The organism is Rhodococcus sp. NPDC019647 (genome assembly GCF_044389235.1).
GTDB classification, from domain to species: domain Bacteria; phylum Actinomycetota; class Actinomycetes; order Mycobacteriales; family Mycobacteriaceae; genus Rhodococcus_F; species Rhodococcus_F oxybenzonivorans.
The window spans coordinates 201,059-226,165 of record NZ_JBIRXS010000003.1 but is presented as its reverse complement, the minus strand read 5'-3'; the positions used below and the strand labels follow the sequence as shown (position 1 = coordinate 226,165).

The 25,107-nt window shown below is 66.1% G+C and carries 26 protein-coding genes; 15 read left to right on the top strand and 11 right to left on the bottom strand.

Features of this window, described 5'->3' with window-relative positions:
* Positions 1 to 32 precede the first annotated feature (32 nt).
* Together ACH49N_RS08615 and ACH49N_RS08610 are read right to left on the bottom strand one after the other, a co-directional pair.
* Positions 33 to 794, bottom strand: a complete 762-nt coding sequence (locus tag ACH49N_RS08615) for a glycerophosphodiester phosphodiesterase (RefSeq protein WP_358271757.1) — start codon at positions 792 to 794, stop codon at positions 33 to 35.
* Positions 791 to 1,762, bottom strand: a complete 972-nt coding sequence (locus ACH49N_RS08610) for a DUF4328 domain-containing protein (RefSeq protein WP_358271759.1) — start codon at positions 1,760 to 1,762, stop codon at positions 791 to 793. Before ACH49N_RS08610 ends, ACH49N_RS08615 begins: the two co-directional genes overlap by 4 nt.
* A 461-nt stretch (positions 1,763 to 2,223) precedes the next feature.
* On the opposite strand from ACH49N_RS08610, the gene ACH49N_RS08605 reads away from it, so the two are divergent.
* Positions 2,224 to 4,011 (top strand): hypothetical protein, encoded by a 1,788-nt coding sequence (locus ACH49N_RS08605; protein WP_358271761.1) that lies wholly within the window; start codon positions 2,224 to 2,226, stop codon positions 4,009 to 4,011.
* 17 nt (positions 4,012 to 4,028) lie between these two features.
* On the opposite strand, the gene ACH49N_RS08600 is transcribed toward ACH49N_RS08605, so the two are convergent.
* The gene (locus ACH49N_RS08600; RefSeq protein WP_358271763.1) at positions 4,029 to 4,898 is read right to left on the bottom strand and encodes a S49 family peptidase; all 870 of its coding nucleotides are present in this window, start codon (positions 4,896 to 4,898) and stop codon (positions 4,029 to 4,031) included.
* A gap of 41 nt (positions 4,899 to 4,939) precedes the next feature.
* Here ACH49N_RS08600 and ACH49N_RS08595 point away from each other — a divergent pair, with 41 nt between their 5' ends.
* Together ACH49N_RS08595 and ACH49N_RS08590 are read left to right on the top strand one after the other, a co-directional pair.
* Positions 4,940 to 5,869: an LLM class F420-dependent oxidoreductase gene (locus tag ACH49N_RS08595; RefSeq protein WP_358271765.1), complete on the top strand. Its 930-nt coding sequence runs from the start codon at positions 4,940 to 4,942 to the stop codon at positions 5,867 to 5,869.
* A 28-nt stretch (positions 5,870 to 5,897) separates the two neighbouring features.
* The gene (locus ACH49N_RS08590; RefSeq protein ID WP_358271767.1) at positions 5,898 to 6,389 is read left to right on the top strand and encodes a metallophosphoesterase; all 492 of its coding nucleotides are present in this window, start codon (positions 5,898 to 5,900) and stop codon (positions 6,387 to 6,389) included.
* Positions 6,390 to 6,401: 12 nt separating this feature from the next.
* Here the strand turns inward: ACH49N_RS08590 and ACH49N_RS08585 are convergent, their stop codons facing one another.
* Positions 6,402 to 6,989 (bottom strand): hypothetical protein, encoded by a 588-nt coding sequence (locus ACH49N_RS08585; protein WP_358271768.1) that lies wholly within the window; start codon positions 6,987 to 6,989, stop codon positions 6,402 to 6,404.
* 106 nt (positions 6,990 to 7,095) lie between these two features.
* Entirely contained in the window at positions 7,096 to 8,067 is a 972-nt protein-coding gene (locus tag ACH49N_RS08580) for an AraC family transcriptional regulator (RefSeq protein ID WP_358271770.1), read from the bottom strand.
* 81 nt (positions 8,068 to 8,148) lie between these two features.
* On the opposite strand from ACH49N_RS08580, the gene ACH49N_RS08575 reads away from it, so the two are divergent.
* Both ACH49N_RS08575 and ACH49N_RS08570 read left to right on the top strand, forming a co-directional pair.
* Complete coding sequence (locus ACH49N_RS08575; RefSeq protein WP_317766291.1) at positions 8,149 to 8,979, top strand: NAD(P)H-binding protein; 831 nt, start codon at positions 8,149 to 8,151, stop codon at positions 8,977 to 8,979.
* On the top strand, positions 8,979 to 9,446 hold the full coding sequence (locus ACH49N_RS08570; protein WP_358271773.1) for an anthrone oxygenase family protein: 468 nt from the start codon (positions 8,979 to 8,981) through the stop codon (positions 9,444 to 9,446). The genes ACH49N_RS08575 and ACH49N_RS08570 overlap by 1 nt, the downstream gene beginning before the upstream one ends.
* Position 9,447: 1 nt before the next feature.
* Here the strand turns inward: ACH49N_RS08570 and msrA are convergent, their stop codons facing one another.
* Together msrA and ACH49N_RS08560 are read right to left on the bottom strand one after the other, a co-directional pair.
* On the bottom strand, positions 9,448 to 10,158 hold the full coding sequence (msrA, locus tag ACH49N_RS08565; protein ID WP_358271775.1) for a peptide-methionine (S)-S-oxide reductase MsrA: 711 nt from the start codon (positions 10,156 to 10,158) through the stop codon (positions 9,448 to 9,450).
* Complete coding sequence (locus ACH49N_RS08560; RefSeq protein ID WP_358271777.1) at positions 10,118 to 11,311, bottom strand: acyltransferase; 1,194 nt, start codon at positions 11,309 to 11,311, stop codon at positions 10,118 to 10,120. Before ACH49N_RS08560 ends, msrA begins: the two co-directional genes overlap by 41 nt.
* 255 nt (positions 11,312 to 11,566) lie before the next feature.
* Between ACH49N_RS08560 and ACH49N_RS08555 the strand changes: the two genes are divergently transcribed.
* Together ACH49N_RS08555 and ACH49N_RS08550 are read left to right on the top strand one after the other, a co-directional pair.
* Positions 11,567 to 12,190 carry a superoxide dismutase gene (locus ACH49N_RS08555; RefSeq protein ID WP_109334800.1) on the top strand — a complete coding sequence of 208 codons (624 nt, stop codon included), beginning with the start codon at positions 11,567 to 11,569 and terminating at the stop codon, positions 12,188 to 12,190.
* 123 nt (positions 12,191 to 12,313) lie between these two features.
* A complete protein-coding gene (locus ACH49N_RS08550; protein WP_358271779.1) occupies positions 12,314 to 13,750 on the top strand; it encodes an amidase in 1,437 nt (478 codons plus the stop codon).
* On the opposite strand, the gene ACH49N_RS08545 is transcribed toward ACH49N_RS08550, so the two are convergent.
* On the bottom strand, positions 13,735 to 15,099 hold the full coding sequence (locus ACH49N_RS08545; protein WP_358271781.1) for a hypothetical protein: 1,365 nt from the start codon (positions 15,097 to 15,099) through the stop codon (positions 13,735 to 13,737). The two genes, ACH49N_RS08550 and ACH49N_RS08545, sit on opposite strands and share 16 nt — an antisense overlap.
* 216 nt (positions 15,100 to 15,315) lie before the next feature.
* Between ACH49N_RS08545 and ACH49N_RS08540 the strand changes: the two genes are divergently transcribed.
* The 5 genes from ACH49N_RS08540 (at position 15,316) to ACH49N_RS08520 (ending at position 20,437) form a co-directional block, all read left to right on the top strand.
* Positions 15,316 to 15,843: a peptidase gene (locus tag ACH49N_RS08540; RefSeq protein ID WP_109325944.1), complete on the top strand. Its 528-nt coding sequence runs from the start codon at positions 15,316 to 15,318 to the stop codon at positions 15,841 to 15,843.
* A 315-nt stretch (positions 15,844 to 16,158) separates the two neighbouring features.
* Positions 16,159 to 16,857 (top strand): TMEM165/GDT1 family protein, encoded by a 699-nt coding sequence (locus ACH49N_RS08535; RefSeq protein WP_358271783.1) that lies wholly within the window; start codon positions 16,159 to 16,161, stop codon positions 16,855 to 16,857.
* Between the two features lie 100 nt (positions 16,858 to 16,957).
* A complete protein-coding gene (locus ACH49N_RS08530; protein WP_358271784.1) occupies positions 16,958 to 18,634 on the top strand; it encodes an FAD-dependent oxidoreductase in 1,677 nt (558 codons plus the stop codon).
* 14 nt (positions 18,635 to 18,648) lie between these two features.
* Positions 18,649 to 20,097 carry an ATP-binding protein gene (locus tag ACH49N_RS08525; protein WP_358271786.1) on the top strand — a complete coding sequence of 483 codons (1,449 nt, stop codon included), beginning with the start codon at positions 18,649 to 18,651 and terminating at the stop codon, positions 20,095 to 20,097.
* Positions 20,090 to 20,437, top strand: coding sequence for a UBP-type zinc finger domain-containing protein (locus ACH49N_RS08520; RefSeq protein WP_358271788.1), 348 nt, complete (start codon positions 20,090 to 20,092; stop codon positions 20,435 to 20,437). Before ACH49N_RS08525 ends, ACH49N_RS08520 begins: the two co-directional genes overlap by 8 nt.
* 9 nt (positions 20,438 to 20,446) lie before the next feature.
* Here the strand turns inward: ACH49N_RS08520 and ACH49N_RS08515 are convergent, their stop codons facing one another.
* From ACH49N_RS08515 to ACH49N_RS08505, 3 genes are all read right to left on the bottom strand, one after another.
* Positions 20,447 to 20,800: a hypothetical protein gene (locus ACH49N_RS08515; protein WP_358271790.1), complete on the bottom strand. Its 354-nt coding sequence runs from the start codon at positions 20,798 to 20,800 to the stop codon at positions 20,447 to 20,449.
* 59 nt (positions 20,801 to 20,859) lie between these two features.
* Positions 20,860 to 21,450, bottom strand: a complete 591-nt coding sequence (locus ACH49N_RS08510) for a dihydrofolate reductase family protein (RefSeq protein WP_358271792.1) — start codon at positions 21,448 to 21,450, stop codon at positions 20,860 to 20,862.
* 118 nt (positions 21,451 to 21,568) lie between these two features.
* The gene (locus ACH49N_RS08505; protein ID WP_358271794.1) at positions 21,569 to 21,877 is read right to left on the bottom strand and encodes a type VII secretion target; all 309 of its coding nucleotides are present in this window, start codon (positions 21,875 to 21,877) and stop codon (positions 21,569 to 21,571) included.
* Positions 21,878 to 21,957: 80 nt separating this feature from the next.
* Between ACH49N_RS08505 and ACH49N_RS08500 the strand changes: the two genes are divergently transcribed.
* From ACH49N_RS08500 to ACH49N_RS08490, 3 genes are all read left to right on the top strand, one after another.
* A complete protein-coding gene (locus tag ACH49N_RS08500) occupies positions 21,958 to 23,598 on the top strand; it encodes an alpha/beta hydrolase (RefSeq protein ID WP_358271796.1) in 1,641 nt (546 codons plus the stop codon).
* Between the two features lie 122 nt (positions 23,599 to 23,720).
* Positions 23,721 to 24,206 carry an LppA family lipoprotein gene (locus tag ACH49N_RS08495; protein WP_358271798.1) on the top strand — a complete coding sequence of 162 codons (486 nt, stop codon included), beginning with the start codon at positions 23,721 to 23,723 and terminating at the stop codon, positions 24,204 to 24,206.
* A gap of 102 nt (positions 24,207 to 24,308) precedes the next feature.
* On the top strand, positions 24,309 to 25,076 hold the full coding sequence (locus ACH49N_RS08490) for an SDR family NAD(P)-dependent oxidoreductase (protein ID WP_358271800.1): 768 nt from the start codon (positions 24,309 to 24,311) through the stop codon (positions 25,074 to 25,076).
* The last annotated feature ends 31 nt before the right edge of the window (positions 25,077 to 25,107 follow it).

Below are 25,107 nucleotides of genomic sequence, written 5' to 3'. Positions count from 1 at the left end.
ACGCCAAAACCTACACGCCGGAAGAGTCTCGGTCAGGAGGCCAGCCAATTCTTGGTGCGCCCGGGGTGGTTGGTAGCCACCCAGCTGACACCGAGTTCGCGACACAGAGCGACATCGGTCCGATCGTCGACGGTCCAGCAGTAGGTGGCCCGTCCTGCGGCCGCGGCCTTGTCGACCATGTCGGGGTGCTCGTGCAGGGTCTTGACCGAGGGACCCACCGCGGTGGCGCCGACCGTCGTGGCCGCTCCTCCGCCGAGATAGCGGGCCGACTCCCCCAGCAGCACGGTCGGGAGCATCGGCGCCGATCTCCGGATCCGCCACACGGCTCCGGCCGAGAACGACATCACGACGGCGCGCGAGTGGTCGGCCGACGGCGGGGACGCGATGCCGAACCGCTGCAACTCGGCCAGGACCTTGCTCTCCACGAGCCCCCCGAACCGGACGGGATGCTTGGTTTCGATGAACACCTTGACCGGCCTCGCCGAGTCGAGAGCGAGCTCGATGAGCGCACTCAATTCGAGAAGATCGGCGGGCTCGTCGGCGGTGCCGTAGTTGTATTGGGCCAGCTCGTCGCGCGTCATCTCACTGACGACGCCTACGCCGTCGGAGGTGCGATCGATGGTGCGATCGTGGACGCACACGAGGTGACCGTCCTTCGTGAGCCGCACATCGCATTCGAGCCCGTCGGCACCCTCTCTCAGCGCAAGTTCGTACGCGGCGAGAGTGTGTTCGGGCTTGGCTGCGGATGCACCACGATGCGCGACGACGAGCGGTCCGCGCCGATCGGGGCTCACGAGGCGAGCGCTTCCTGATCAGGTGTTCCCGAGTTCTTCGCCGGTGGTTCCGATTCGGACGGCGGATCGGTGGCAATCACCCAACGGGTGACCGCTTCCTTCGTCCCCTTCAGAGTGCGGCCCTCGAGTCTGCGCAGGACCAGCAGGGCGAGCAGCGCGGTGGCCGCCGCGACCATTGCGGTGAACGCAGACAGGAGGACGCCGTCGGCCATGGCCTGCAACCCGGGACGGGACCGCCAGAACCAGTTGAAGACGAGGAGGACGACACCGAAGACCCACATGGCCCACCAGGCGCGCACGAGCGCGACAGCTCGGGGATCTCGCCGGACGACCTCGAGTAGGAACACACCCGGCATCACCAGATTGAGGCCGGGGACGGCGCAGCCGACGATCAGTTCATCGGCGGAACGCGGATCCGACCTTCGCTCCCGGGCGAATGTGCGGCGGCGGATCCGCAGCAGCCAGCACACGCCACTGATGCCGGACAGCAGGGCGAAGAGCATTCCACCGGCTTGGGTGACGAAGACGGCGACGTCCGAGACGGCGAGCACGGTCGGGTCGACCAAACGGGTCCTGTTCCAGACGAGGACGGCGTAGCGACCCAGTTCGGCCGGCACGGCCAGCGCGTACAGGCCGACGGTGACGATCAGGAAGGTGGCGGCCTTGTCGGCGAGTGCTTCCGGCCAGTTCCTCCCCCCACGAGATGCATCGACGTGGTCGTGAAGTCCCCAACGCGGAACGTCGGTGTAGCGGGGTGTCGGACTGGGCGCAGGAGGATCAGCGGCCAGCCCCCCACGCCGGAGCGGTGATCGCGCCACCCAACGGAAGCCACGCTGATCGGGAGAAAGCTGCTGCTCCGTTCGGATCGGTGCGAGGAGCACGCCGTGACAGCGAGGACACCACTGTGCCGGGGCACCGAGAACTGGCCACCGGCCGGCGCATCGTGCGCACACCTGAATGACGCTCATGCCGTCCGCACCCACTTCACAGTTCCGATTCTGTCACGACCCACCTGTTGGGGTCGGGCAGCGACCGATTCGTCCTTTTCCCACCAATTTTGTGAGCTGCACCACGGGGATTCTCGAGTTATCCACAGTTTCCACAGGTTCATCCACAGTTATGAACACTGCTCACACCGCGCAATTCCTGGTCAGAAGGCGTGGACAATCTCCGTTGTTGACAGCCTCGACATGAACGGTCCACAACCGTGGATGAACTTGACACCGCAGGTCGGTGAACGATGCGATTCGGCTGGGCGACGGCGCGGCCCGGAATTACCCCTCCATGCCGGGTTGCCCGCGAAGCAACCCGAAAACTCCGGACCGACCGTCTTTTCCCCCACCGCGTGCCGGGGCAGATTTTCCCCGACACCTGATCTGACGCAGCCCGGCGCCGTTTGGTTCCACTCGATCTGTAATCTCGGAAAACGATGACGGACGACGTCGGATCGCGGTGGCAGCTCGGACCCGCCCGCGTCCTCCACCTGGCTCTGGGCCTCATCGCCGTATCGCTACTCGTCCGGTCGTGGGTGGCAGCTCGCAGCGACTTCTACTGGGACGATCTGATCCTCAGTGGGCGGGGCGGGAGCCTGCCGCTCCTGTCAGCCGACCTTCTTGTCTACGACCACGACGGTCACTTGATGCCCGGTGCCTTCCTGGTCGCCGGGGTCGCGACACGAATCGCGCCCTACCAGTGGATCCTGCCGATGATCACGATGATCGTGCTTCAGGCGGCGGCGTCCTACGCGGTCTTCCGGTTGTTGCGCAAGATCCTGGGACTGCGGCCCGCGGTGCTGATCCCTCTGGCGCTGTACCTGTTCACGCCGTTGACGGTGCCCGCGTTCGCGTGGTGGGCGGCGGCGCTCAACGCACTACCTCTGCAGATCGCGCTGGCCTGGGTGGCGGGTGACGCACTGGAGCTGTGCCGGACGGGACGACGCAGATACGCGATCTCCGCCATCCTCGTCACCGTCGCGGGGTTGCTCTTCTTCGAGAAGTCCGTGGTGGTGCCTTTCGTGGCGTTCGCGACCGTGGCGTTGCTCGCGCACGTCGACGGTGCTCCTCGACCGCTGTGGTCCACACTGCGGCGCGGCGCTCCCCTGTGGATCGGTTCGGGAGTGGTGCTCGGTGGGTGGGCGGCGCTCTACCTGTTCACCGTGGAGTCACAGTTCGAGTGGGCAGGACCGTCTCGGGCGTTCCAGTTGTTCCACCACGCAACCTCACTGGGTCTCGTGCCGACGCTGCTCGGGGGGCCGTGGACGTGGGACCGCTGGATTCCGAGTCCGCCGTGGGCGTCTCCGTCCCCGGCTCTCGTGGTGGTGAGCTGGCTGGTTCTTCTCGCGGTTGTGGTCGCGACGATGCGATCGAAGCGTCGCATCGGTGCGGTGTGGATTCTCACTGCCGGGTATTTCTTGCTGTCGGTGGCCGCGATGGTGGTCACCCGGTGGGGAGCCGACACCACTTACGAGCTGGCCCAGACTCTGCGTTATTTCACCGACACGGCGGTCGTGCTGGCGATCGGTACCGCGCTGATCGTGCGGGCACCCGCACGGGGGCCCGTCCCGGTCCCGTTCCTCACCCGGCCGGTCGTGGCGGCGACCGTGGTCGCCGCGTTCGTGGTCGGCAGCCTGTGGTCGACGTACACGTTCACGCGGAGCTGGGCGGAGAACCCGACCACCGACTACCTGACCACGGCCCGTGCGTCCTTGGCCGAGCATCAGGATGCAGCCCTGCTCGAACAACCGGTGTCGATCTGGGTGCTGCTTCCGGTGGCGTATCCGAACAATCTCGTCAGCCGGGTCTTCGCGCCCCTCCCGGACCGGCCGGCATTCGCCGACAGCACCGACCGGCTACGGATGCTCGACGACTCCGGAAAGTTGGTCGATGCGCAGGTGACGTGGGTGCGGTCGCTCGAGCCGGGGACGGTACCGGACTGCGGGCATCTGGTAGACAAGCGCAGCTTCGTCCCAGTCGCTCTCGACGGCCCGCTGACGGGATGGGAGTGGACGGCCCAGCTGAACTATCTCGCCAGTGCGGACGGTGAGCTTTCCGTGGCCATGGAGGTCGGTGATCCCGTGCGGGTGCCGGTGCACCGCGGACTCAACTCGGTGTACGTGCGCCTCACGGGCGGCGGGCAGAGTCTGCGGGTGAAGACGCTGACTCCTGACCTGTCGGTGTGTGTGGGTGTGGGCCCGGTCGGGGTCGTCGTACCGAAGTAGCCGGGCGTCCCGGGAGATCAGAGGCCGTACCGGGACCAGGCGACACGGGCCCTCGCCGCCCCGACCACGGCTGCCACGGCGTTGTCCCATCCGGCGGCGGGCAGACCGAGTTTCGCGAAAAGTGAGCGGCGCGGGCCCGTCAGTTCGATGGTGGCGTCGGGGAATCGCTTCTCCACCACCTCGCGTAGGGTGCCGATTCCGTCCACGACGCCGAGTTCGACGGCCCGTCGGCCCAGCCACACTTCGCCGTTGAACAGCTCTTCCTCGGTCGCCTTCAGCTTGTCACCGCGGCGTTCGATCACCCAGTTCCGAAACTCGTCGTGGATGCCCTCCTGGATCTGCTCGAGCCACCGCACGTCCTCCGACTTCTCGGCGAAGAACGGGTCGAGGCGGGCCTTCGCCTCACCTGCGGAGTGCAGCCGTCGCTCGATGCCCATACGGTCGATCAGTTCGGAGAATCCGAACCCCGCCGAGATCACGCCGACGGAACCGACCACCGACGTCGCGGTGGCATAAATTTCGTCGGCGGCACACGCGAGCCAATATCCGCCGGACGCCGCGACATCTTCACAGAACGCGAGCACCGGCAGTTCGTGCTCGGACGCGAGCTGCCGAATGCGGGCGCCGATGTACTCACTCTGCGTCGGCGAACCACCGGGACTGTTGATGAGGAGTGCCACGGCCTTGGCGCCGTGTGCGGTGAAGGCCCGGCGAAGCGGTTCCTCGACCGACTCCGCGCTCAGGACCCGCCCGAAACCGGCGCCTCCCGACGCGATCATTCCGTGCAGGCGCACCACCGGGACCACGCCCGCACCGCCGCCACCGAGTGCGTCGGGCAACCTGTCGGCCAGCGGTTTCGGCAGGGAGAGCGGGATCTTCTTGGCCATGAATTCAGCGTACCGACGGCGCATCGGGCAAAGTGGCTGCCATGGAGTTGCGAATCTTCACCGAACCTCAGCAGGGCGCTACCTACACCGACCTTCTGGCGGTGGCGCAGGCCGCCGAACAATTCGGCTATGGCGCGTTTTTCCGCTCCGATCACTACCTTGCGATGAACAGCGAGGGCTTGCCCGGCCCGACGGACGCGTGGATCACCTTGGCCGCTCTGGCCCGGGAGACCTCCACCATCCGGCTGGGCACCCTCGTCACCTCCGCGACGTTCCGCCATCCGGGACCGTTGGCCATCTCGGTGGCACAGGTCGACGACATGAGTGGTGGACGCGTCGACCTCGGGATCGGCGCCGGCTGGTTCGAGGAAGAGCACAAGGCGTACGGCATCCCGTTCCCTGTTCTGAAAGAGCGTTTCGAACGACTCGAGGAGTCGCTGGCGGTGATCACCGGACTGTGGCGCACACCTCGTGGTGAGTCCTTCTCGTACAGCGGGAAGCACTTTCAGATCGAAAACTCACCTGCCCTTCCCAAACCCCGACAGCCGCAGGGCCCACCCGTCGTGATCGGCGGTGCGGGCAAGAAGAAGACGCCGGCTCTGGCCGCGAAGTACGCCGACGAGTTCAACGTTCCCTTCGCCTCCATCGAGGACACGCGCGACATCATCGAGCGAGTCCATCTCGCGTGCAAGGCCATCGACCGCGACCCCACCGAGTTGGTGTACTCCAACGCGCTGGTGTTGTGCTGTGGCCGCACCGAGGAGGAAGTGTCCCGACGGGCCTCGAACATCGGGCGTGAGGTGAGCGAACTGCGGGAGAACGGACTCGCCGGGTCGCCCGCCGAACTGGTCGACAAGATCGGCCATTACACCGAAGCGGGATCGCAGCGGATCTACCTGCAGACCCTCGACCTGAGCGACCTCGACCACCTCGAACTGGTCGCGAGCGAGGTACTTCCGCAGCTGAGCTGAACCAGGACAACTACAGCACAATCAAGGTATGAGGTTGCTGCTTCTTGCCGACACCCATGTGCCCAAGCGTGCGCGGGATCTTCCCGCCCTCGTCTGGGAGGAGGTCGACAAGGCCGATGTGGTCATTCACGCCGGGGACTGGGTGGACGTGGCGCTGTTCGATGCCCTCGAGGAACGGTCCACCCGGCTCGTCGCCTGCTGGGGAAACAACGACGGCGACGACCTGCACGCGCGGATGCCCGAGACGGCTGAGGTGACACTGGAGGGGGTCCGCTTCACCGTCGTGCACGAGACCGGGGCGTCCACCGGCCGGGACAAGCGGATGTCCGCCGCCTACCCCGACACCGACGTTCTCGTGTTCGGGCACAGTCACATTCCGTGGGACACGGTCTCCGACACGGGTCTGCGCCTGCTCAATCCGGGGTCACCCACGGATCGGCGTCGTCAGCCGTTCTGCACGTACATGACGGCCGAGGTTCGGGACGGGGAACTGCGCGAGGTCGAACTGCACCGACTGTGACGGGCTGCCCGGTCAGTGGCGGGTGGTCGAGTCCAGGAACTGCCGGAGGTCGCGGTCCCACTGGGCGTCGCGGGCACGGTTGAGGGACGCCCGGGTGATGAGGAATCCGGACATCGCGATCATCATCACCACGAACCAGGTGAACAGGCCGGCGATCACTCCGGCTACTCGTGCGGCCGACGCCGACATCGGCTGGGTGGTCAGGTTCCCTTCGCCGTCGACCCAGATCTGTTCCTCGGCGCCGGCGGGAGTGGCGGGATCGACGGTGATGTCGGCGCGGCGGGTCTGGTCACCCCACGTCCACTTGGCCGGGGCTGTGTCGACTCCGGACGGTGCGACGTCGGAGGACATCGTCACGCCTGTGGAGTCGGCGAGGGTGGTCGCGGTGACGGTCCGGAACTCGGAGGTCTGCTGCTCGGCCAGCACTTCTTGACTGGCGGCGGTCTTCGCACCCGCGAAGATGGCGAGCGGAAGCATCGCAAAGGCGAGCACGATCACTGCAAGCGTGAGAAGGTTCTCGATGCGGTCGGAACGTCGCATCAGAGGGTTGCGCCGGGCGGAGCCGGGCCGCAGCGGCAGCCCTCCCGCTCGAGAGTTCATCCACATGTCGTTCCGGTCCTCTCGCCGACAATCTCCTACTTCCAGGGTCGTACGCTTCGCAAACAAGATCAAGTCATCGAGGTGTGTGCTTGGGCACTGTGTGGTATTACACCTCCACTGATACTCCTCCCGGGGCTCGTCCGCATAGGGCCAGTTCCCGATGTTCTTTGGGGCTCATGCCCCGTACTCGCTTGAATGCCGCACTCAGCGCGAAACCGCTGCCGTACCCGACTCGCTGCGCAACCGCGGCCACGGTGGCGTCGGGCTCGCGGAGCAGGTCGGCGGCCAGAGCAAGCCGCCAGTGGGCCAAGTAGGTCATCGGCGGCTCCCCGACCAGTTCGGTGAACCTGCGGGCAAGGGCAGCCCGGGACATCCCGGTCTCGGCAGCAAGCGAAGCGACGGTCCACGGTTGCGCCGGATTGTTCTGCAGGATGCGCATCGCCTTGCCGACCACCGGATCGGTCTGTGCCCGCACCCACGACGGCGCCTCGACCGCAGGCCGGGCGAACCATGCACGCAGCACAGCGATGAGCAGTAGATCGAGCAACCGGTCGAGAACCGCTTCCTGGCCGGGCTCGTCGCGCACCACCTCGTCGTGCAGAAGGGTGACCAGCCGGGAGTCCCAGTCGGTGCGGCGTTGCACCACCAGCTGGGGCAGCGCCGACAGCAGGCGGCGGCTGATTTCGCCGGGCGTCGTATACGTTCCGGTCAACAGCACGGTGCGGCCGCTGGGGTTGTTTCCCCACGTCCGGACGCCCAGATCCATCGATTCGGCGAGCGGTTCCCCGTGCAGCGTCGTGCAGCTCTGGTCGGGATTGATGACGACGCGCGGCGCCCTCGCCGGGTCATCCGCGACGATGTAGCGTTCCGGTCCACGCACGACAGCGATGTCCCCCTCGGTCAACCGGATGGGTTCGCCGGCGTGGGGGGAGATCCACGCCTCGCCGCGCCCCACGGCCACGAGACTGAGCGGTGCACGGTCGTCGATCTGCAGCGACCACGGTGGTTCCATGATCGAGCGGAGCACGAAGGCTCCGGTGGCCCGGGGACCGCTGATGAGACCGGCGAGGGGATCCATGGACGCGATCGTAGACGCTGACGTATGGATGAGCGCTTCTCGACCATGGATAGTCTCACCACTTCCGCCTTGACTGGACGCATGACTACGACAACTTCCACCCTCGTCCTGACCGGCACCGGCAAGATCGGCGGTCGTGTTCTCCGCGGACTCGCCGCCGCGGGAGCGCCCGCCCGCAGTGGTTCACGATCCGGCCACCCGCCCTTCGACTGGGACGACGAAGACACGTGGACGCCCGCGCTCGAGGGCATCACCTCGGTGTACATCGCCTACTACCCGGACCTCGCCGTGCCGGGGACCGCCGAAGTGGTCGAGAAATTCACCGAGACTGCGGTGGCGGCCGGAGCGCAAAGGCTGGTTCTGCTGTCCGGCCGGGGCGAACGGGAGGCGGAGCGGAGCGAACAGGTGGTGCAGAAGTCGGGCGTGGAGTGGACCATCCTCCGCTCGAGTTGGTTCAGCCAGAACTTCAGTGAAAGTTTCATGGCCGACGCGTTGCGCACCGGAACTCTCACTCTGCCCGTCGGCGACGTCCTCGAACCCTTCGTCGACGCCGACGATCTCGCCGACATCGCCGTCGCCGCACTCACCGAGGACGGACACGCGGGCGAGTTGTACGAGGTGACCGGCCCCCGCTTGATGTCGTTCGCCGACGCCGTCGCCGCAGTCTCGGAGGCAACGGGGCGCGACTTCCGTTATGTCACCACCACTTCGGCGGACTATGCGTCACTGCTGGCCGCGGCGGGGCTGGCCCCCGATGCGATCGGTCTGCTCACCTACCTGTTCGAGGACGTTCTCGACGGGCGGAATGCATATCTCACCGACGGTGTGGAGCGTGCTCTCGGACGGGCACCGAAGGACTTCGCCGACTACGCCCGCGCCGCGGCGGCAGCGGGCGTCTGGAAGGAGAGGTGATGGTGCGTTCCCTGCTGATCGTCACGGCTGTGGGGGCGGGGTTGATCGGCGGTGTGATGTTCGCGTTCTCGACGTTCATCATGCCGGCGCTGAGCCGCCTCGAACCGCGACAGGGCATCGCGGCCATGCAGGTCATCAATCGTGCAGCGCCGAATGCTTTCTTCATGACCGCGTTGTTCGGTACGGCGGTGACCTCGATCGCGCTGGCCGTGGCGACGGTGGTCCGGCACCACGCGTCGGCGAGCTACGCAGTGGTTGCGTGCGTTCTCTATCTCACCGGGATCGTGTTGACGTTTGCCTATCACGTCCCGCGCAACAACGCGCTGGACGCGGTCGATCCCGGCGGGAACGACGCAGCGGACGTCTGGGCAAACTACGTGCGCGGGTGGACCGCGTGGAACCACGTGCGCACGGTCAGTGCACTGTCGGCCTCGGCGGTCCTCGTGTGGGCGGCGACCGGAACCTGAGCTACGACGGCGGAAGCACGTCCGTCTGAGAGGGGACGTCGTCCTGCTTCAGCACTCCGACAGGGCAGCTGACTCCGGTGGCGTGCACCGGGCAGTAGCCGCCGGGGTTCTTGGCGAGGTACTGCTGGTGGTAGTCCTCCGCGTAGAAGAACTGGGTGAGCGGGGCGATCTCTGTGGTGATTGCCCCGTAACCGGCTTCGGCGAGGCGTTTTTCGAAAGCCTCGGCCGTCGCTTCCGCGATCTCGACCTGCGACTCGTTCATCGTGTAGATCGCGGACCGGTACTGCGTGCCCTGGTCGTTGCCCTGCCGCATGCCCTGGGTGGGATCGTGATTCTCCCAGAACTCCTTCAGAATTTCGGCGTAGGAGATGACGTGCGGATCGAACACCACGAGCACGACCTCGGTGTGCCCGGTCCGACCGGAGCAGGTCTCCTCGTAGGTGGGATTCGGGGTATAGCCACCTGCGTATCCGACAGCGGTCGTGTACACGCCGTCGAGCTGCCAGAACTCTTTCTCGGCGCCCCAGAAACATCCCATCCCCAGCACCGCGGTCTGCATTCCTTCGGGGAACGGCGGCTGCAGCGGATGACCGTTCACGAAGTGCGTCGCCGGAACCGGCATCGGCCGATCCCGGCCGGGGAGCGCACCCTCGGCGGTGACCATCGTCGACTTAGCGGTTGCCCGACCCAGCAGCTCGTCGTACCAAGACATGACTCGATGCTACGCGTGCAGTCGCAGGCGTCTCCTCGACCGATGTCGCCGTTTCACCCGGGTCCGGAATGCGCGCGGCGACCCACCGCGAGGCAGGCAATTCCACCCATCGGTACAGCGCCTCCGAGATCAGCGCGGTCACCAGGAGGAAGACGACGATGGCGCCGGTCGCGCCGAAATGGCCGACGGTGTGCTCGTACACCCGGTACAGAACGAGCGTATGGACGAGGTAGATCGCGTAGCTGCGCGTCGCCGTCCAGCGGACGACGACCCAGTGGGCGGCCGGGCCGTCGTACCGGCCGACGAGCACGACGCACGCGGTGACGACGGCGAATGTCCACAGGTAGTGCTCCCCTGCCCAGTACACCCGGAAGTCGGTGGCAAGGTGGATCACGTTCACCTGGGCGAGCCCGGCGATGATGATCCATCGCGGCTCCGCGAGCCTGGACCAGCCGAGGTAGATGAGTTGACCGAGGAACACGGCGGGCAACGTCGCGGCGATCTTGGACAGCATCGGCACCGTGTAGGGCTGCGGCACGTACAGGTTGTACAGCAGGATCAGCGAGCAGATCGCGGCGCCGGCGAGAGGCATCGCAATGGGCGTGGCGCGTAGGACCGGCCGCGCGGCGACGCAGGCGACATAGAAGAGAATCTGCACGGCCAGGGTCCACGTGACGCCGAGAACCGCGACTTCCGGTTTGAGGAAGAATCCGCCGAGCAGAAAGCTCAGGAGGGCGTCGACGTTGGAGATTCCGTCCTGTCCACTGAACATGCCGTTGATTCCCAGGCGTACCAGGACGACGGCGGCGAGAATCGCCACCCAGAATGCGGGCAGGATTCGCCCGAGCCGGTTGAACAGGAATCGCCCGGGCGGGTGACGAATAGCCGAACGGGTGATCAACACACCGGTCAGCATCATGAATACGGCGACACCGAGAAAAGACAAATGCTGATTCAGTCCGGCCCGTTCGATGAATATCTGATAGACGACGTCGATGAACCACCATCCCGTTCCGAGATCGTCGATCAGATAGAACGAGATGTGCGAATAAATGACGGTCAGGACCGCGAAGAAACGCAGCAGATTCGCGCCCGTGAGCTCCACGCGCGGTGCGGCCGCGTGTGAATCTGCAACAGGTATCAGCAAAGGCACCGCGACAGCTTAAGGTTCCGTTCACCGGGCAGACGAATTTTCACGACCGCCGGATCCGCCGTGTCAGATTTTTTTCGGGTAGCCGAACTTTACTGTGAGGGAATCGCCCCCTGTGCCCCGGTGTTGCGCACGGTGTACCAATGAGATTGGGTATATACCCGAGAACGATTGGAAAAGGCGGGTGCGTGACGCATGCTCACGCGGCGTTCGCACCCGGAAGAATCAGGGCCACACGCCCGCAAAGAAGGGACCCTCGTGTCTGAATACACGCTGCCGGAACTCCCCTACGACTACGCAGCTCTCGAGCCGCACATCTCCGGCAAGATCATGGAGCTGCACCACGACAAGCACCACGCCACCTACGTCAAGGGCGCCAACACCGCCCTCGAGAAGATGGCCGAAGCCCGTGAAGACGGCACCATCGCCGACAAGGCGCTGCTGCTCTCCCGCAACCTGGCCTTCAACCTCGGTGGACACACCAACCACTCCATCTTCTGGAAGAACCTCTCGCCCAACGGTGGCGACAAGCCCACCGGCGAGTTGGCCGCCGCGATCGACGACCAGTTCGGTTCGTTCGACAAGTTCCAGGCGCACTTCACAGGTGTCGCGACCACCCTGCAGGGTTCGGGCTGGGCACTGCTCGGCTACGACACCATCGGCCAGCGCCTGGTCATTGAACAGATGACCGACCAGCACGGCAACATCACCGCCGCGCTGATCCCCGTGGTCATGCTCGACATGTGGGAGCACGCCTTCTACCTCGACTACCAGAACGTCAAGCCCGACTACGTCAAGGCTTGGTGGAACATCGTGAACTGGGCAGACGCCGAGGAACGCTTCACCCGCGCCCGCACTCAGGGCGCCGGCCTCATCGGCTGATCTCCTCTCTTCTCTCACGAGCGCACAGAACGCCTCCGGGCATTCTGTGCGCTCGTGCCGTTCCGGCGCCCTCGCCACTCCGGAATTCGTCCGAGTTGGCCGTGCGTCCAATAGCCTTGATCCGTGACCGACAACAGCACGCCACGCAAAGACTCCGCCGTCCACGCCTTCCGCGACGATGCGCTGGGCGATCTGGACGCCACCGGTATCGCGGAGCGGATCGCGTCCAAGGAAGTCTCGGTCCGTGAGGTGACCGAAGCGGCAATCGCCCGCGCCGAGTCGGTCGAACCTTCACTGTGCGGGCTGGCGTTCCCCGACTTCGACCGCGCCCTGACAGAATCAGGGCGCCCCCACGAAGGCGTGTTCGCCGGGGTGCCGACGGTCATCAAAGACAACGTCGACGTCGCCGGCCAGCCCACCCAGCACGGCAGTTCAGCGTTCGCCGCCACACCGGCCCGGGCCGACAGCGACTTCGTGGCGCAGTACCTCTCGACCGGGATCGTCTCGCTCGGAAAGAGCCGGCTACCGGAATTCGGGTTCAGTGCCTCGACGGAATTCATGGATGCAGAACCGGTGCACAACCCGTGGAACCTCGCGTACTCCCCCGGCGCCTCGTCCGGTGGTTCGGCCGCGCTCGTCGCGTCCGGGGTGGTTCCGATCGCCCACGCGAACGACGGCGGCGGCTCCATCCGCATTCCCGCCGCGGCCTGCGGGCTCGTCGGACTCAAGCCGTCCCGGGGTCGCACGGTGCCCGATGCCATGGACAAGACGCTGCCCGTCAGGATCATCTCGCAGGGCGCCGTCACCCGGTCGGTCCGCGATACCGCTCGGTGGATGGCCGCGGCCGAACGCTACTACCGCAATCCGACGCTGCCGCCCATCCGATTGGTGGAGGGGCCCAGCACCACCAGGCTCCGCATCGGCGTGGTCGTCGATTCCGTCACCACGTCTCCCACCGACGACGAAACGCGAAAGTCGGTTCACGCCACCGCCGACCTGCTCGCCGAGCTGGGACATCACGTCGAGGAAGCACCGATGCCGGTGAACCAGTCCTTCGTCGACGATTTCTGCACCTACTGGGGATTCCTCGCGTTCGTCATTTCCAACAACGGCAAGCGGATGCTCGGAGCGGATTTCGATCGAGCCGCTACCGACAACCTGACACGCGGACTGGCTGCGATGTACCGGAAGAAAATGGCCAGAACACCCCAGATGCTGTACCGGCTGCGTCGTACGTATCGCGAGTACGCCCGGGTGTTCCAGACGTACGACGTGGTGCTCTCACCCACCCTCGCACACACGACACCCGAACTCGGATACCTCTCCCCCAGACAAGGTTTCGAGGAACTGTTCGACAAGCTCATCGCCTACACGGCGTTCACGCCGCTCAACAACGCATCCGGTGGCCCTGCCATCTCGCTGCCGCTGCACGAGACGTCGCAGGGGCTTCCGCTCGCCTCGCATTTCTCCGCGAACCACGGGGACGAGCGCACCCTGCTCGAGTTGGCGTTCGAGTTGGAGCAGGCAACTCCCTGGCGACGCATTCAGGATGCGCGCTGAAAGTTACCTCTTCGCAGGCTCATCCACACAACAATGCCGGCGAGTAGCACCGTCGTGCACCCGAATCCGACGGCCAGGTGACCGGCGGTCAGGATCGGGGTCGGCGCACTGACGCTGCGTGACACCGCGACCGGGTCCGCGAGAACGGTCGCCAACTGCGTCTGCTGGGCCCCGGACCGGGCAGGCATGGCGGCCACCCCGGCATTGAGATCGGTCGACAGCTGCCCCGACAGTGCCTTCAATTTCGCGAAGCCGTCGACGATCTGCGTGGTGGCACCGGCCAGCAGCTCGGGAGCCTGATCAGCGATCGGGACGATGCCGTCGTTCAGTTGGCGCGCGCCACTGCTCAGTTCGGCACTTGCGTCGGTCAGCTGTCCCATCGCCATCCGGACGAGTTCACCCAGGTCGGTGTCGGGGCCGACTTGCTCACCCAGAAGCCCCGGGACCGAAGTCAGCTGGCCTGAAAGCAATCCCAGGTCCGCACTCACCTGCTGTAGGGCCGGAACCACCTCGGGCGCGACGGGAGTGGCCGCGAGAACGCGGATCGCCGCATCGATTCTCGTGCGCATCTGCACGGCACTGTCGTTCGCTTCACCCAAGGTCAGTCCCAGCGCACTCAGCCGATCTGCCAGGTCGTTCGCCGTTCCGGCCGTCTCGTCGACCACACCCGCCACCTGATCCGCCACACCGAGGAGTTGCACTGCGCCCGATCGCGCCGTCTCGAGGTACGGCAGCAGCGTGTCGGCGCCTGCGGTGAGTTGCTGTGCCGCATCGTCCGCCGCGGATGTGCCCGCCGCGAGAAGTCCGGCGGCCATCCCGGCCTGCTGAAAGGTAGTCCGCGACTTCGACATGTCGGCCAGCAGGTCAGTGACACCGTCGGCACCAACCTGAGAAGACACCACCTCGGACAGTGTGAGGGATGCCACCTCGTCGGAGCCCTCCACCTCGAGACCGAGGGTGGCCTGCCGCGGTTTCGGACCCCAGATCGACGACACGGCGGCACTGAAATCCTCGGGCACGGTGACTGTGGCGAAATAGTTGCCGGTCTCCGCCTCGTCCGCCGACACCACTCGCCAGTCGAAATCCTGATTCGCTTCGAGATTCTCGATCAGCGATTCGCCGGCCCGAACTGCCTCCCCCTCGACCGTGGCACCCGCATCCGCGTTCACGATCGCCACCGTCCGGCTGTCGGGCGCGTCACCGAGAAACAGGGCGCCGAGGCCGGCCGCGGAGACGGCGACGAGCGCGGTCAGGCCGAGTGCGGCGGTGCGCCGGGGCGTGAAGAACTGTCGCATCGTGTCGGTTGCGGCGTGGTGGCCGGCGGATTTCCCTGGGCGCTCAGACGTCATTCCGGTGAGGGTAGGGGGCTTTGATAGCGGGGGGCTGTGGGCTTTCTGAGGGTTCTCTGAGGAACGAGCGCCGCGTGCCGCCCGGTGAGCACTCCTGTGCGTTAGCACTCGTGTGCACTTGTGTGCCAGGCATTGTTCGGTGCATTCTTCAAGTACCCAACGAGGTGTGCGCACGAGGCATGTTTCCAGCACGTCATTCACACCGAGGAGGCAGAGATGAACAGGGACGGCTATATCGGCATCTCGCCCTTCCAGGCCGCAGGTACTTTGCGCGGATTCGTCATTTCGGGGCGTTGGCCCGACACCACCAAGGAATGGGCGCAGCTGCTTGCCCTCGCAGTCCGGGTGGCGTGCATTCCGGGGCTTCTGCACACCACCACGGTGTTCGGCGCCCGCGAGGATCTGCCGGAGGAACCGGAGCCCGAGACCGTCGGCCTCGTGGTTGCCGAGGGCACCGTCCTCGGTGAGTTCGCGCTCGCTCCCGGGCGGTTCGCGGACCATCAGCCACCGGCGTTGATGATGCTGCACCCACCGTCGGAGACCACGCCGTCGTTGCCGGAATGTGCAGGCGCGGCATCCGGTTGCGTCCTGCTTCCCGGCCTGCCTCACCTGGGTCTCGACCACCGGGCGGCGTGGGTGGAGGCGGAGGCGGACGGCACGGTCACCTCCATGGTCAGCCGAGTCGGCATCGACCCGATCAGCGACCCCGACACCGCCGTTTTGGCGATGCTGCTGGCATCGTGAGGGTTCCCGAAACCTCACGACGAGGTTTCCCAAACTTATTGTCGCCTTTGCGTTTTCGGATCCGCCCCGCTAGCGTGAAGGTCAGCGAAGGGGAGTAGCCCCCAATCGCCAGTGTCGACATATCGGTACTGTGACGCGAGTCACCGGACCCGGCCTGGTGAACCGGCACCGACGTCTCTCGGTGCCGGTGGGCGAGACCTTCGGCCGAGTGGGCGCGTCAGCGCCTGCCACGCCGGGGGACCCACCTGTCAATCCTCCGACCGACTGCTGGAGGAGGGTTTTTGCGCCTCCGACCGACTGCTCTAGGAGGATGTTGTGCTGGCCGCCGTGCTGCTGAGTTTCGGGGTGATCTTCGTCGCCGAGCTGGGTGACAAATCCCAGCTGATGGCGATGACGTTCGCGCTGCGCTACCGGTGGTGGGTGGTGATCTCGGGCATCACGGTCGCGACGACGGTGGTGCATCTGGTGTCGGTCGCCGTGGGTCACAGCCTCGGAGTCGCCCTTCCGACCGGCGCGATCAGTGTGGTCGGTGGGGTCGCGTTCCTGATCTTCGGTGCGTGGACATTGCGCGGTGACCGCCTCACCGACGAGGAGCAACTCAAGGCCGGCCGCACCGCCCGCTCCGCGTTTCTGGCGGTGACATCCGCGTTCTTCCTCGCCGAACTGGGCGACAAGACGATGCTCGCCACCATCACCCTCGCCACCGACCACGACACGGTCGGCGTGTGGATCGGCTCGACTGTCGGCATGGTGGCGGCCGACGCCCTGGCCATCCTGCTCGGCGCTGTCCTGGGCAAGCACCTGCCGGAGAGAGTCATCCGCATCGGTGCTGCGGTGTCGTTCTTCGCCTTCGGGGCCTGGTTGCTGCTGGCAGGTCTGCTCCCGGGCAGCGCGGCCGGCCCACTCGCGGCCGGCGCCGTCGTCGTCACCGCCGTCGCTGTCGCAGCGGGTCGTACCGTGTGGTCCCGTCGCCGGACGCATGCTCCGGTGAAGGATCAGGAGTTGCTGCACTGACCGCAGTCCGGTGCCTTCCCGGCGAGTCGACAAGGTCACGCAGTCCGCGCGATACTCGACGCGAAAGTTGCTCTATGTTCTCCGCGGACGAGAGGCGTGTGTGAACCAGCCCTTTGCGAGCGCCAAACCCGCGCTTCTCACAGTCGACGACGATCCCGGAGTGTCTCGCGCCGTCGCGCGGGACTTGCGGCGCCGGTACGGCGAGAAGTACCGCATCATCCGCGCCGAGTCCGGCGAATCCGCACTGGAAGCGCTGCGCGAGCTGAAACTGCGCGGCGACCCCGTCGCGGTCATTCTCGCGGATTACCGCATGCCGGCCATGAGCGGAATCGAGTTCCTCGAGAAGGCCATGGACCTCTACCCGGTGGCCCGGCGCGTGCTGCTCACCGCATACGCGGACACCGATGCGGCGATCGAGGCGATCAACGTGATCGACCTCGACTACTACCTGCTCAAACCCTGGGACCCGCCGGAGGAGAAGCTGTATCCGGTGGTCGACGCGCTGCTCGACGCCTGGGCGTCGTCGGAGCGGCACCCGGTGGAGGAAACGAAGGTGATCGGCCACCGCTGGGCTGCCCGGTCGTCGGAGGTGCGCGAGTTCCTCGCACGCAACCAACTCTCGTATCGCTGGTACATGTCGGACGAACCGGAAGGCGAGCGACTCCTCGCCGCCGCAGGTGCCGACGGACTGCGGTTGCCTGTCGTCATCTGCCCGGACGGTGACGTCCTGGTCGAGCCGGCCGACACCGAGCTGGGCAATCGGCTGGGGTTGCGGACGTCACCGTCGGAGAACTTCTACGATCTCGTCGTCGTCGGCGGCGGTCCCGCCGGGCTGGGCGCCGCGGTCTACGGCGCCTCCGAAGGCTTGCGCACCGCGCTCGTCGAGCGGACGGCAACCGGCGGTCAGGCAGGTCAGAGCAGCCGCATCGAGAACTACCTCGGATTCCCCGACGGCGTGTCCGGCGCCCAGCTGGCCGACCGCGCCCGTCGCCAGGCAACTCGGTTCGGGGCCGAGCTGATCACCACGCGCGACGTGGTGGCTCTCGAGGTGAACGGCTCGGCGCGCACGGTGCGATTCGCCGACGGCCACACCATCGACGCGCACACCGTGATTCTGGCCACCGGGGTCTCCTATCGGCGCCACCCCGCGCCCGGGATCGACGAGCTCACCGGACGTGGGGTCTTCTACGGGTCGGCCGTCACCGAGGCGGCCCGCTGCGCGGATCAGGACGTGTACATCGTGGGCGGCGCCAACTCTGCCGGGCAGGCCGCGATGTACCTGGCGCGGGGCGCCCGCACCGTCACGATCGTGGTCCGGGCGAAGTCGCTCGAAGACTCGATGTCGTATTACCTGATCCAGCAGATTCAGCAGAACCCGCGAATACGCGTCCGGCCGTGCACCGAGGTGGTCGGAGTGGAAGGCGACGGTCACCTCGAGAGGATCCGGCTGCGCGACAATGCCGGCGGGTACGAGGAGACCGTCGATGCCGGGTTCCTCTTCCTGTTCATCGGGGCCGCCCCGCGCACCGAGTGGCTCGATGGTGTGGTGATTCGCGACGAGCACGGATTCGTGGTGTCCGGCCCGGATCTCGTCGTGGACGGGAAGGCTCCGAGCGGCTGGCCACTCGACCGGCTTCCGCACCACCTCGAAACCAGCGTCCCCGGAATCTTCGCCGCGGGCGACGTTCGGTCGGAGTCGGCCAAACGGGTGGCGTCGGCAGTCGGTGAAGGGGCGATGGCTGTCATGCTCGTGCACCGCTACATCGGACAACCGTGACCGGGGGGGAGACCGTGACCACACTTTCCTGTTCCCCGGAGGAACTGAGAACGCTCTTCCTGTTCGAGAAACTCGACGATCGCCAGCTCGGCGAGCTGTGCGCAAGCGGTCGCGTCGAGCTGATCGAACCGGGTCCCGTCTTCGCCGAGGGCGATGCCGCGACCTGCTTCTACGTGCTGATGGACGGCGAACTGGTCCTCGGCAAGTTGTCCGGGGGCGAGGAGATCGAGGTCAACCGAACCTCTCAGCGCGGCGTGTATGCCGGGGCTTGGCAGTCGTATCTCGGCGATCGCGCACCTCAGACGTACACGACATCGTTGCGGGTCACCACGCCGTCCCGGTTCTTCGTTTTGGACGCCGACCGCTTCGGTGCCCTGATGCACGAGTGGTTCCCGATGGCAGTTCACCTCCTCGAAGGGCTGTTCTTCGGTACTGAGAATTCCCGTCAGATCGTCGACCAGCGCGAGCGGCTCCTCGCCCTCGGCTCACTGTCTGCAGGATTGACGCACGAGCTCAACAACCCGGCGGCCGCCGCAGTCCGGGCGACGGCCTCGCTCCGCGACCGGGTGTCGCACATGCGGCAGAAGCTCGGTGTCATCGCGTCCGGGGTGTACGACCGGCAGGCACTCGCGACACTGATCCGGTTACAGGAGGAAGCGGCTGAATTGGTGGCGAAAGCCCCCACACTCACACCGCTCGAAGCCGCGGATCGTGAAGACCAGCTCGGCGACTGGTTCGACACGCATGGCGTCTCCGGCGGCTGGGACCTCGCTCCCACGTTCGTGCAGGCAGGCCTCGACATCCCCTGGCTCGAGCGGATCGTGGCGAGCATCGACGACGACGCGGTGGTCGAGAGCACGATCCGGTGGCTCAACTACACCATCGAGACAGAGCTTCTGATGAACGAGATCGCCGATTCGACCGCCCGGGTGTCGACTCTGGTGAATGCCGCGAAGCAGTACTCCCAGATGGACCGTGCCCCGTACCAGCGCGTCGACCTTCGCGAATTGCTCGACAGTTCGCTGGTGATGCTGCGACGCAAGATCGGCGACTCGGTCGCGGTGGTGAAGGACTACGACGCTTCCCTGCCTCAGGTTCCTGCCTATGCGGCGGAACTCAACCAGGTGTGGACGAACCTCATCGACAATGCCGTCGCCGCGATGCAGGGGCACGGCACTCTCACCGTCCGCACCCGGCGAGACGGCGACATGGCGCTCATCGAGATCGGCGACACCGGTCCCGGTGTGCCGGAAGAGATCCGCTCGCGCATCTTCGAACCCTTCTTCACCACGAAGCCCGTCGGAGAAGGCACCGGCCTGGGCCTCGACATCTCCTGGCGCATCGTGGTGAAGAAACACCGCGGCGATCTCCGCGTGCACTCCGAGCCGGGCAATACCCGCTTCCAGGTTCGCATCCCGATCGAGCCGGAAGTGACACCGATGGAAGGAGACTCGCATGGGTGAAGTGGAAGGCATCGACACGAGCGTCGTACCGAGCGGTACCGGCTGCGTCGAATGCGACGCCGCCGGTGGGTGGTGGGTGCACCTGCGTCGCTGCGCACTGTGCGGACACGTCGGATGCTGTGACTCCTCACCGGCGCAGCACGCCAGCCGGCACGCCGCCGACACCGGCCACCCGGTGGTGCAAAGCTTCGAGCCCGGCGAATCGTGGTTCTGGAACTATGCCACCGATCAAGTGTTCCAGGGCCCCGAACTGGCTGCACCGCAGCATCATCCGCTCGAGCAGACCATTCCGGGCCCCGCCGACCGCGTGCCGCAGGACTGGCAGAAACACATCCACTGATCTGCCGAGCTAGAGACCGGCACCGTTCACCTGTGCCGCGGTCGCGGCGTCCTGTTCGTCGTAGCGGGCAAGCGTCGCCTCGAACGTCGCCTTCATCGCCGCGGCGTGGCGTACGTGCGCGGCGAGAACACTGACCGCGGTGTTCTCGTCCGCCACACCCGAACCGCCCACGGCCGTCGCCCGAAAGCGCTCTGCCAGCGCCGCGGCCGACCGCAGATGCGTTTCGCCCAGACCGAAGTTGTCGGGCGCGAGTTCCCGGTACGCCCGCAGTCGCAACTCCGCTATGTCCGACTCCAGCGCGTCACATGCCGCGATGCAGCGCAGCAGCGCCTCGCGATCGACTTCCACCTGATTCCCGGTCATATCCGTCCCCCACCGTTTTGCCTGCGCCTCCCGTGCGCACGCGAAGACAACCTACCCGCCTACTCCACAGGCCGGTAGGTGCACACGTGCACGCCCGTGTTGCTCGTGACCGAGGAGACCAGCTCGAGAGTCCGGAGCCCGCCGTTCTCGGGGAAGATCGACTTGCCGCCGCCGAGGATCACCGGCTCGATCATGAGCCGTAGTTCGTCGAACAGGCCTTCACTCAGGAGGGTCCGCGCCAGTGTGGCGCTTCCCATCACCAGCAGCGAGCCGTCGCCGCTCTCCCGCAGCTTCCGGATTTCCGCGACAGCCTCGTCACCGGGAATGCGGGTGGTGTTCTCCCAGGTCAGCTCGTCGTCGCCGAGTGTCGAGGACACCACATACTTCGGGATGGCGTTCATCTGGTCGGCGAACGGGTCGCCTGCCCGCTCCGGCCACGCCGCGGCCATCGTCTGCCACGTGCGCCGCCCGAACAGCAACGCCTTTGCCCCGCTCAACGCGTCGTCGAAAGCGGTGCCCATCGCCTCCGGATCGAAGAACGGATGCGACCAGCCGCCGTGGGCGAAACCACCGTCGGTGTCCTCGTCCGGGCCGCCGGGCGCCTGCACGACACCGTCCAAACTGATGAAGTCCATGATCACAACGCGCACGGGACTCACTCCTCTTTTTCGTTACGGGGATGACGAAGGGATAGACCATCGAGCCGTTCGAAACTCATCGCGCCCACTGTAACCACGAACAGAACGGTGTCCGGGCCTTTCTCCGCACTCAGGGGAGGAGGCGCGACACGGCGTCGGTAGTTGCCCTGTCCTGCCCGTCATAGCGGGCGGCTGTACCGGCGAGGTTGTCGGCGATTCTGGCGAGGTCACCGAGAAGCGCCTCTCGCCGCGTATCGAGATAAGCGCAGAACTGCGGGAAAGCCGCCCGCGACGTGGCACCCCACGCCGCAGATGACCGGGCGATCACCCCGTCGATGGCCGCGAGCGCCGTATTCGCCTCGGTGAACATCCCCTCCATCTGCCCTGCTGCGACACGCAGTTCCACGACGTCGACGTTCACTGTTTGCCACTCCCCCACGACATCCCCCTTTACGAATCCGGCCGTGCTCCGCTACCTTACGTGCACAGTGGCACCCGGGGGGGACCGTGGATCTGAAGATGATTCGTGAGTGGGACACCGTCGCGCTCGAACAGTTGGAACAGGCTCTGTCGGCACGCATCACCGCCATCGACGACGTGCGGCGGCGGATTACCGAACTCGGTGATCTGGGCGGTTGGGAGGGCGAAGCCGCGCACGCAGCACGACGTGCTTTTCAGGTGGCAGTGCAGGACCTCGCCGACGAGAGTGCGGTGATCGGCGCGGTCCGGCGGGTCACGGCGGACACGTTCGACGCTGTTCTGCACGTCCAACTAGAGGTCGCCGCGCTGATGGCTACGGCCGACGACAATGCGTTCGTGGTGTCCGATTCCGGCGCGGTCATCGATGCGCCGAATTCTTCCGAACGGCGACCGCACGAGTTCACAGTCCGGGCCGACCTCGAGGCGAGTGCGCGGGCGCTGCTCCTTCAGGCCGAGGACATCGACGCCGACGCAGCCCACGTGCTCACTCACGCGATGAGCGGTGTCATCGGAGATCGGGGCGCCGGAGACTTCGAAGCCGGCGATCAGCAGGGCAGACTCTCTGCCCCGGCGCCACCGCAGAACGCCTCCCCGCTGGAGAACCGGAAATATTGGGACGCAATGCCGGAGTCGCAGCGCAGGGAAATACTCGAGCGCCATCCCGAGTGGGTCGGAAGCAGTGACGGCCTCCCCTCTGCGGCGCGGCATCAGGCGAACGTCAACCAGTTCGACGACGAGCGGGTCCGGCTGACAGCAGAACGCGACCGGTTGCGGTCGATTATCGACGACGCTCCGTTCGGCGGCGCATTCACCAATGATGATGCGGCGCTGTGGTACACCGAACAGAAGCTGAGAGATCTGCGCATACTCGAGCAGGTTGTCGCGAAGAATCCGGACGGCCGGCTGATGCTGCTCGACCTGAAATCTGGAGAGCGGGGCATGGCGGCCTTCGCGGTGGGTGACCCCGATACCGCCGAGCACATTTCGGTGACGGCGCCCGGACTGAACACCACCATCGACGACTCGTTCGAGGGAATGGTCGGCGAGGCACGTTCGTTGGGAGACAACAGCGTCGAGCAGTTGCGTCTCCAGGGCCGGCACGACGAGACGGTCGCGACGATTGCGTGGTTGGGATACGAGCCGCCGCAGACAATGGGACCGGGGACTTTCGACACGGTTCGAGGCATGCTGGACGTGACACAGAGCGACCGGGCCGCTGCCGGAGCGGTCAAGCTCGCCGCCTTCTACGAAGGGGTGAATGTCGCCTCTCGACAACCGGATCCGCACCTCACCGCACTCGGACATTCGTATGGTTCCTACACGACTGGCATGGCACTCCAGGATCCCAGTCCCGGCCAGCCGGTCGATGACGCAGTGTTCTACGGTTCTCCCGGCGTCAACGCCGATGACGAGTCCGACCTCGGGTTGCGCGACGGGCACGGATACGTGATGGAAGCCGCCGACGACCGATTCGTCACCGAGGTAGGCAAGACGCACAGGTTCGGCCCCGATCCGGGCACAGTGAGTTTCGAACAACTCTCGGTCGACGCAGGAATGAGCCCGGACGGAATTTTTCGCGACGGCGCTCTGGGGCACAGCGAGTATCCGCACCGGGGAACCATGTCCGAGTACAACATGTCGGCAATCGTGGCCGGGCTGCCGGAGAGGGCAGTTCGGTGATTGCCGACCGCCGTCGCCCGGCTCACCGGGCCGCCGCAATTGCCGTAGGGATTTTTCTGACGGCCGTCACAGGATGTGGTGCCGTCACAGGCTGTGCTGCTGTCACAAAATATGGAGGTGCAATGACAGACAACCCGTACAACGGCACTGCCGCCGACATCGCGGCCGCAGAGGGGCGGATGCGCCAGTGGCCTCCGCTCGAGGACACGGAAGCGACGGTCGCGAGCGTGGTGCACCAGATCGCTGACGCCGCCGCAGCCATCGTGCCCACGCTTCGCTGGGTGTCGGCGGGTGACCGGAATCAGGGAAGCTGCTCAGTGCCGTTTGCGAGTGCCGCCGGGATGTCGGTCTTTCTTCCCGACATGTACTCGACGAGTCCCATCCCCGACGCCGAGTGGCCGGCGGTGCTCCAGGCGGCTCGAGACATCGCGTCGGCACATGGATTCGCGGACATCGAGGTACGGGCAGATCGACCGGGAGACCATAACGTGCGACTCCACAGCGGTGACGGCAACGAAATTCGTCTCGGCACAGCGCGAGCCGCCCTCGTCAGCGGCCGAACAGGGTGCCGCTACCTGCGAGCGGAGTTCGGGAATTCCACGGGGTAGCCGGTCGGGCACACCTGGCCTCTGCTGCTATGAGCTGGCCGCGTTATGGTGCAGGTCACCAGGGTTGACCAACTCGGGTCGCCGGAGAGAAGGATTCGAACAGTGGATATTCAGGGAACCGCCGCACTGGTCACGGGAGCAGCGTCGGGCCTCGGTGCCGCCACCGCCAAGCGTCTCGTCGACGCCGGAGCCACCGTCTTCGGCCTCGACCTGCAGCAGTCCATCGAGCGCGCCGGCGACACCGTCCCAGACGGCGTGGCCCTCCTCGCCACCGACGTCACCAGCGGCGACGAGGTTCAGGCCGCGATCGAGAAAATCGTCGAATCGGGACTGCCGCTGCGCATCGTGGTCAACTGTGCCGGTGTCGGCTGGGCCGGGCGCATCCTGTCGAAGAAGGGCCCCCACGACCTCGAACTGTTCCGCACCGTCATCACCGTCAACCTGCTCGGCACGTTCAACGTCATGCGACTGGCCGCCGACGCCATCTCCAAGACCGACACCGTCGACGAGTCCGGGCAGCGCGGCGTCATCATCAACACCGCGTCCGTCGCCGCGTTCGAGGGCCAGATCGGCCAGATCGCGTACTCCGCGTCCAAGGGTGGCGTGCACGGCATGACCGTCCCCGCCGCCCGCGACCTCGCCCAGTTCGGCATCCGCGTCAACACGATCGCCCCCGGCATCATCGACACCCCGATGCTCGCCGGCGTCACCGACGAGTACCGCAAGGGACTCGAGGCCGGGGTCCCGTTCCCCTCACGCCTGGGCCAGCCCGCCGAATACGCGCAGCTCGCTCAGATGATTGTCGAACACGACTACCTCAACGGTGAGACCATTCGTATGGATGGTGCGCTGCGTATGGCCCCGCGGTAGGCGGCTCCGCCGCCCGTGCGCCTTTGTGGTT

Bases quoted from the DNA above. Each gene is read 5' to 3' on its own strand.
- ACH49N_RS08570 (WP_358271773.1), top strand. From the start codon at position 8,979: ATGGTGCGTTCCCTGCTGATCGTCACGGCTGTGGGGGCGGGGTTGATC.
- ACH49N_RS08495 (WP_358271798.1), top strand. From the start codon at position 23,721: ATGACAGACAACCCGTACAACGGCACTGCCGCCGACATCGCGGCCGCA.
- ACH49N_RS08580 (WP_358271770.1), bottom strand. From the start codon at position 8,067: ATGGATCCCCTCGCCGGTCTCATCAGCGGTCCCCGGGCCACCGGAGCC.
- ACH49N_RS08585 (WP_358271768.1), bottom strand. From the start codon at position 6,989: ATGAACTCTCGAGCGGGAGGGCTGCCGCTGCGGCCCGGCTCCGCCCGG.
- ACH49N_RS08590 (WP_358271767.1), top strand. From the start codon at position 5,898: ATGAGGTTGCTGCTTCTTGCCGACACCCATGTGCCCAAGCGTGCGCGG.
- ACH49N_RS08600 (WP_358271763.1), bottom strand. From the start codon at position 4,898: ATGGCCAAGAAGATCCCGCTCTCCCTGCCGAAACCGCTGGCCGACAGG.
- ACH49N_RS08520 (WP_358271788.1), top strand. From the start codon at position 20,090: ATGGGTGAAGTGGAAGGCATCGACACGAGCGTCGTACCGAGCGGTACC.
- ACH49N_RS08605 (WP_358271761.1), top strand. From the start codon at position 2,224: ATGACGGACGACGTCGGATCGCGGTGGCAGCTCGGACCCGCCCGCGTC.
- ACH49N_RS08515 (WP_358271790.1), bottom strand. From the start codon at position 20,800: ATGACCGGGAATCAGGTGGAAGTCGATCGCGAGGCGCTGCTGCGCTGC.
- msrA (WP_358271775.1), bottom strand. From the start codon at position 10,158: ATGTCTTGGTACGACGAGCTGCTGGGTCGGGCAACCGCTAAGTCGACG.
- ACH49N_RS08595 (WP_358271765.1), top strand. From the start codon at position 4,940: ATGGAGTTGCGAATCTTCACCGAACCTCAGCAGGGCGCTACCTACACC.
- ACH49N_RS08545 (WP_358271781.1), bottom strand. From the start codon at position 15,099: ATGACGTCTGAGCGCCCAGGGAAATCCGCCGGCCACCACGCCGCAACC.
- ACH49N_RS08500 (WP_358271796.1), top strand. From the start codon at position 21,958: ATGATTCGTGAGTGGGACACCGTCGCGCTCGAACAGTTGGAACAGGCT.
- ACH49N_RS08540 (WP_109325944.1), top strand. From the start codon at position 15,316: ATGAACAGGGACGGCTATATCGGCATCTCGCCCTTCCAGGCCGCAGGT.
- ACH49N_RS08575 (WP_317766291.1), top strand. From the start codon at position 8,149: ATGACTACGACAACTTCCACCCTCGTCCTGACCGGCACCGGCAAGATC.
- ACH49N_RS08610 (WP_358271759.1), bottom strand. From the start codon at position 1,762: ATGAGCGTCATTCAGGTGTGCGCACGATGCGCCGGCCGGTGGCCAGTT.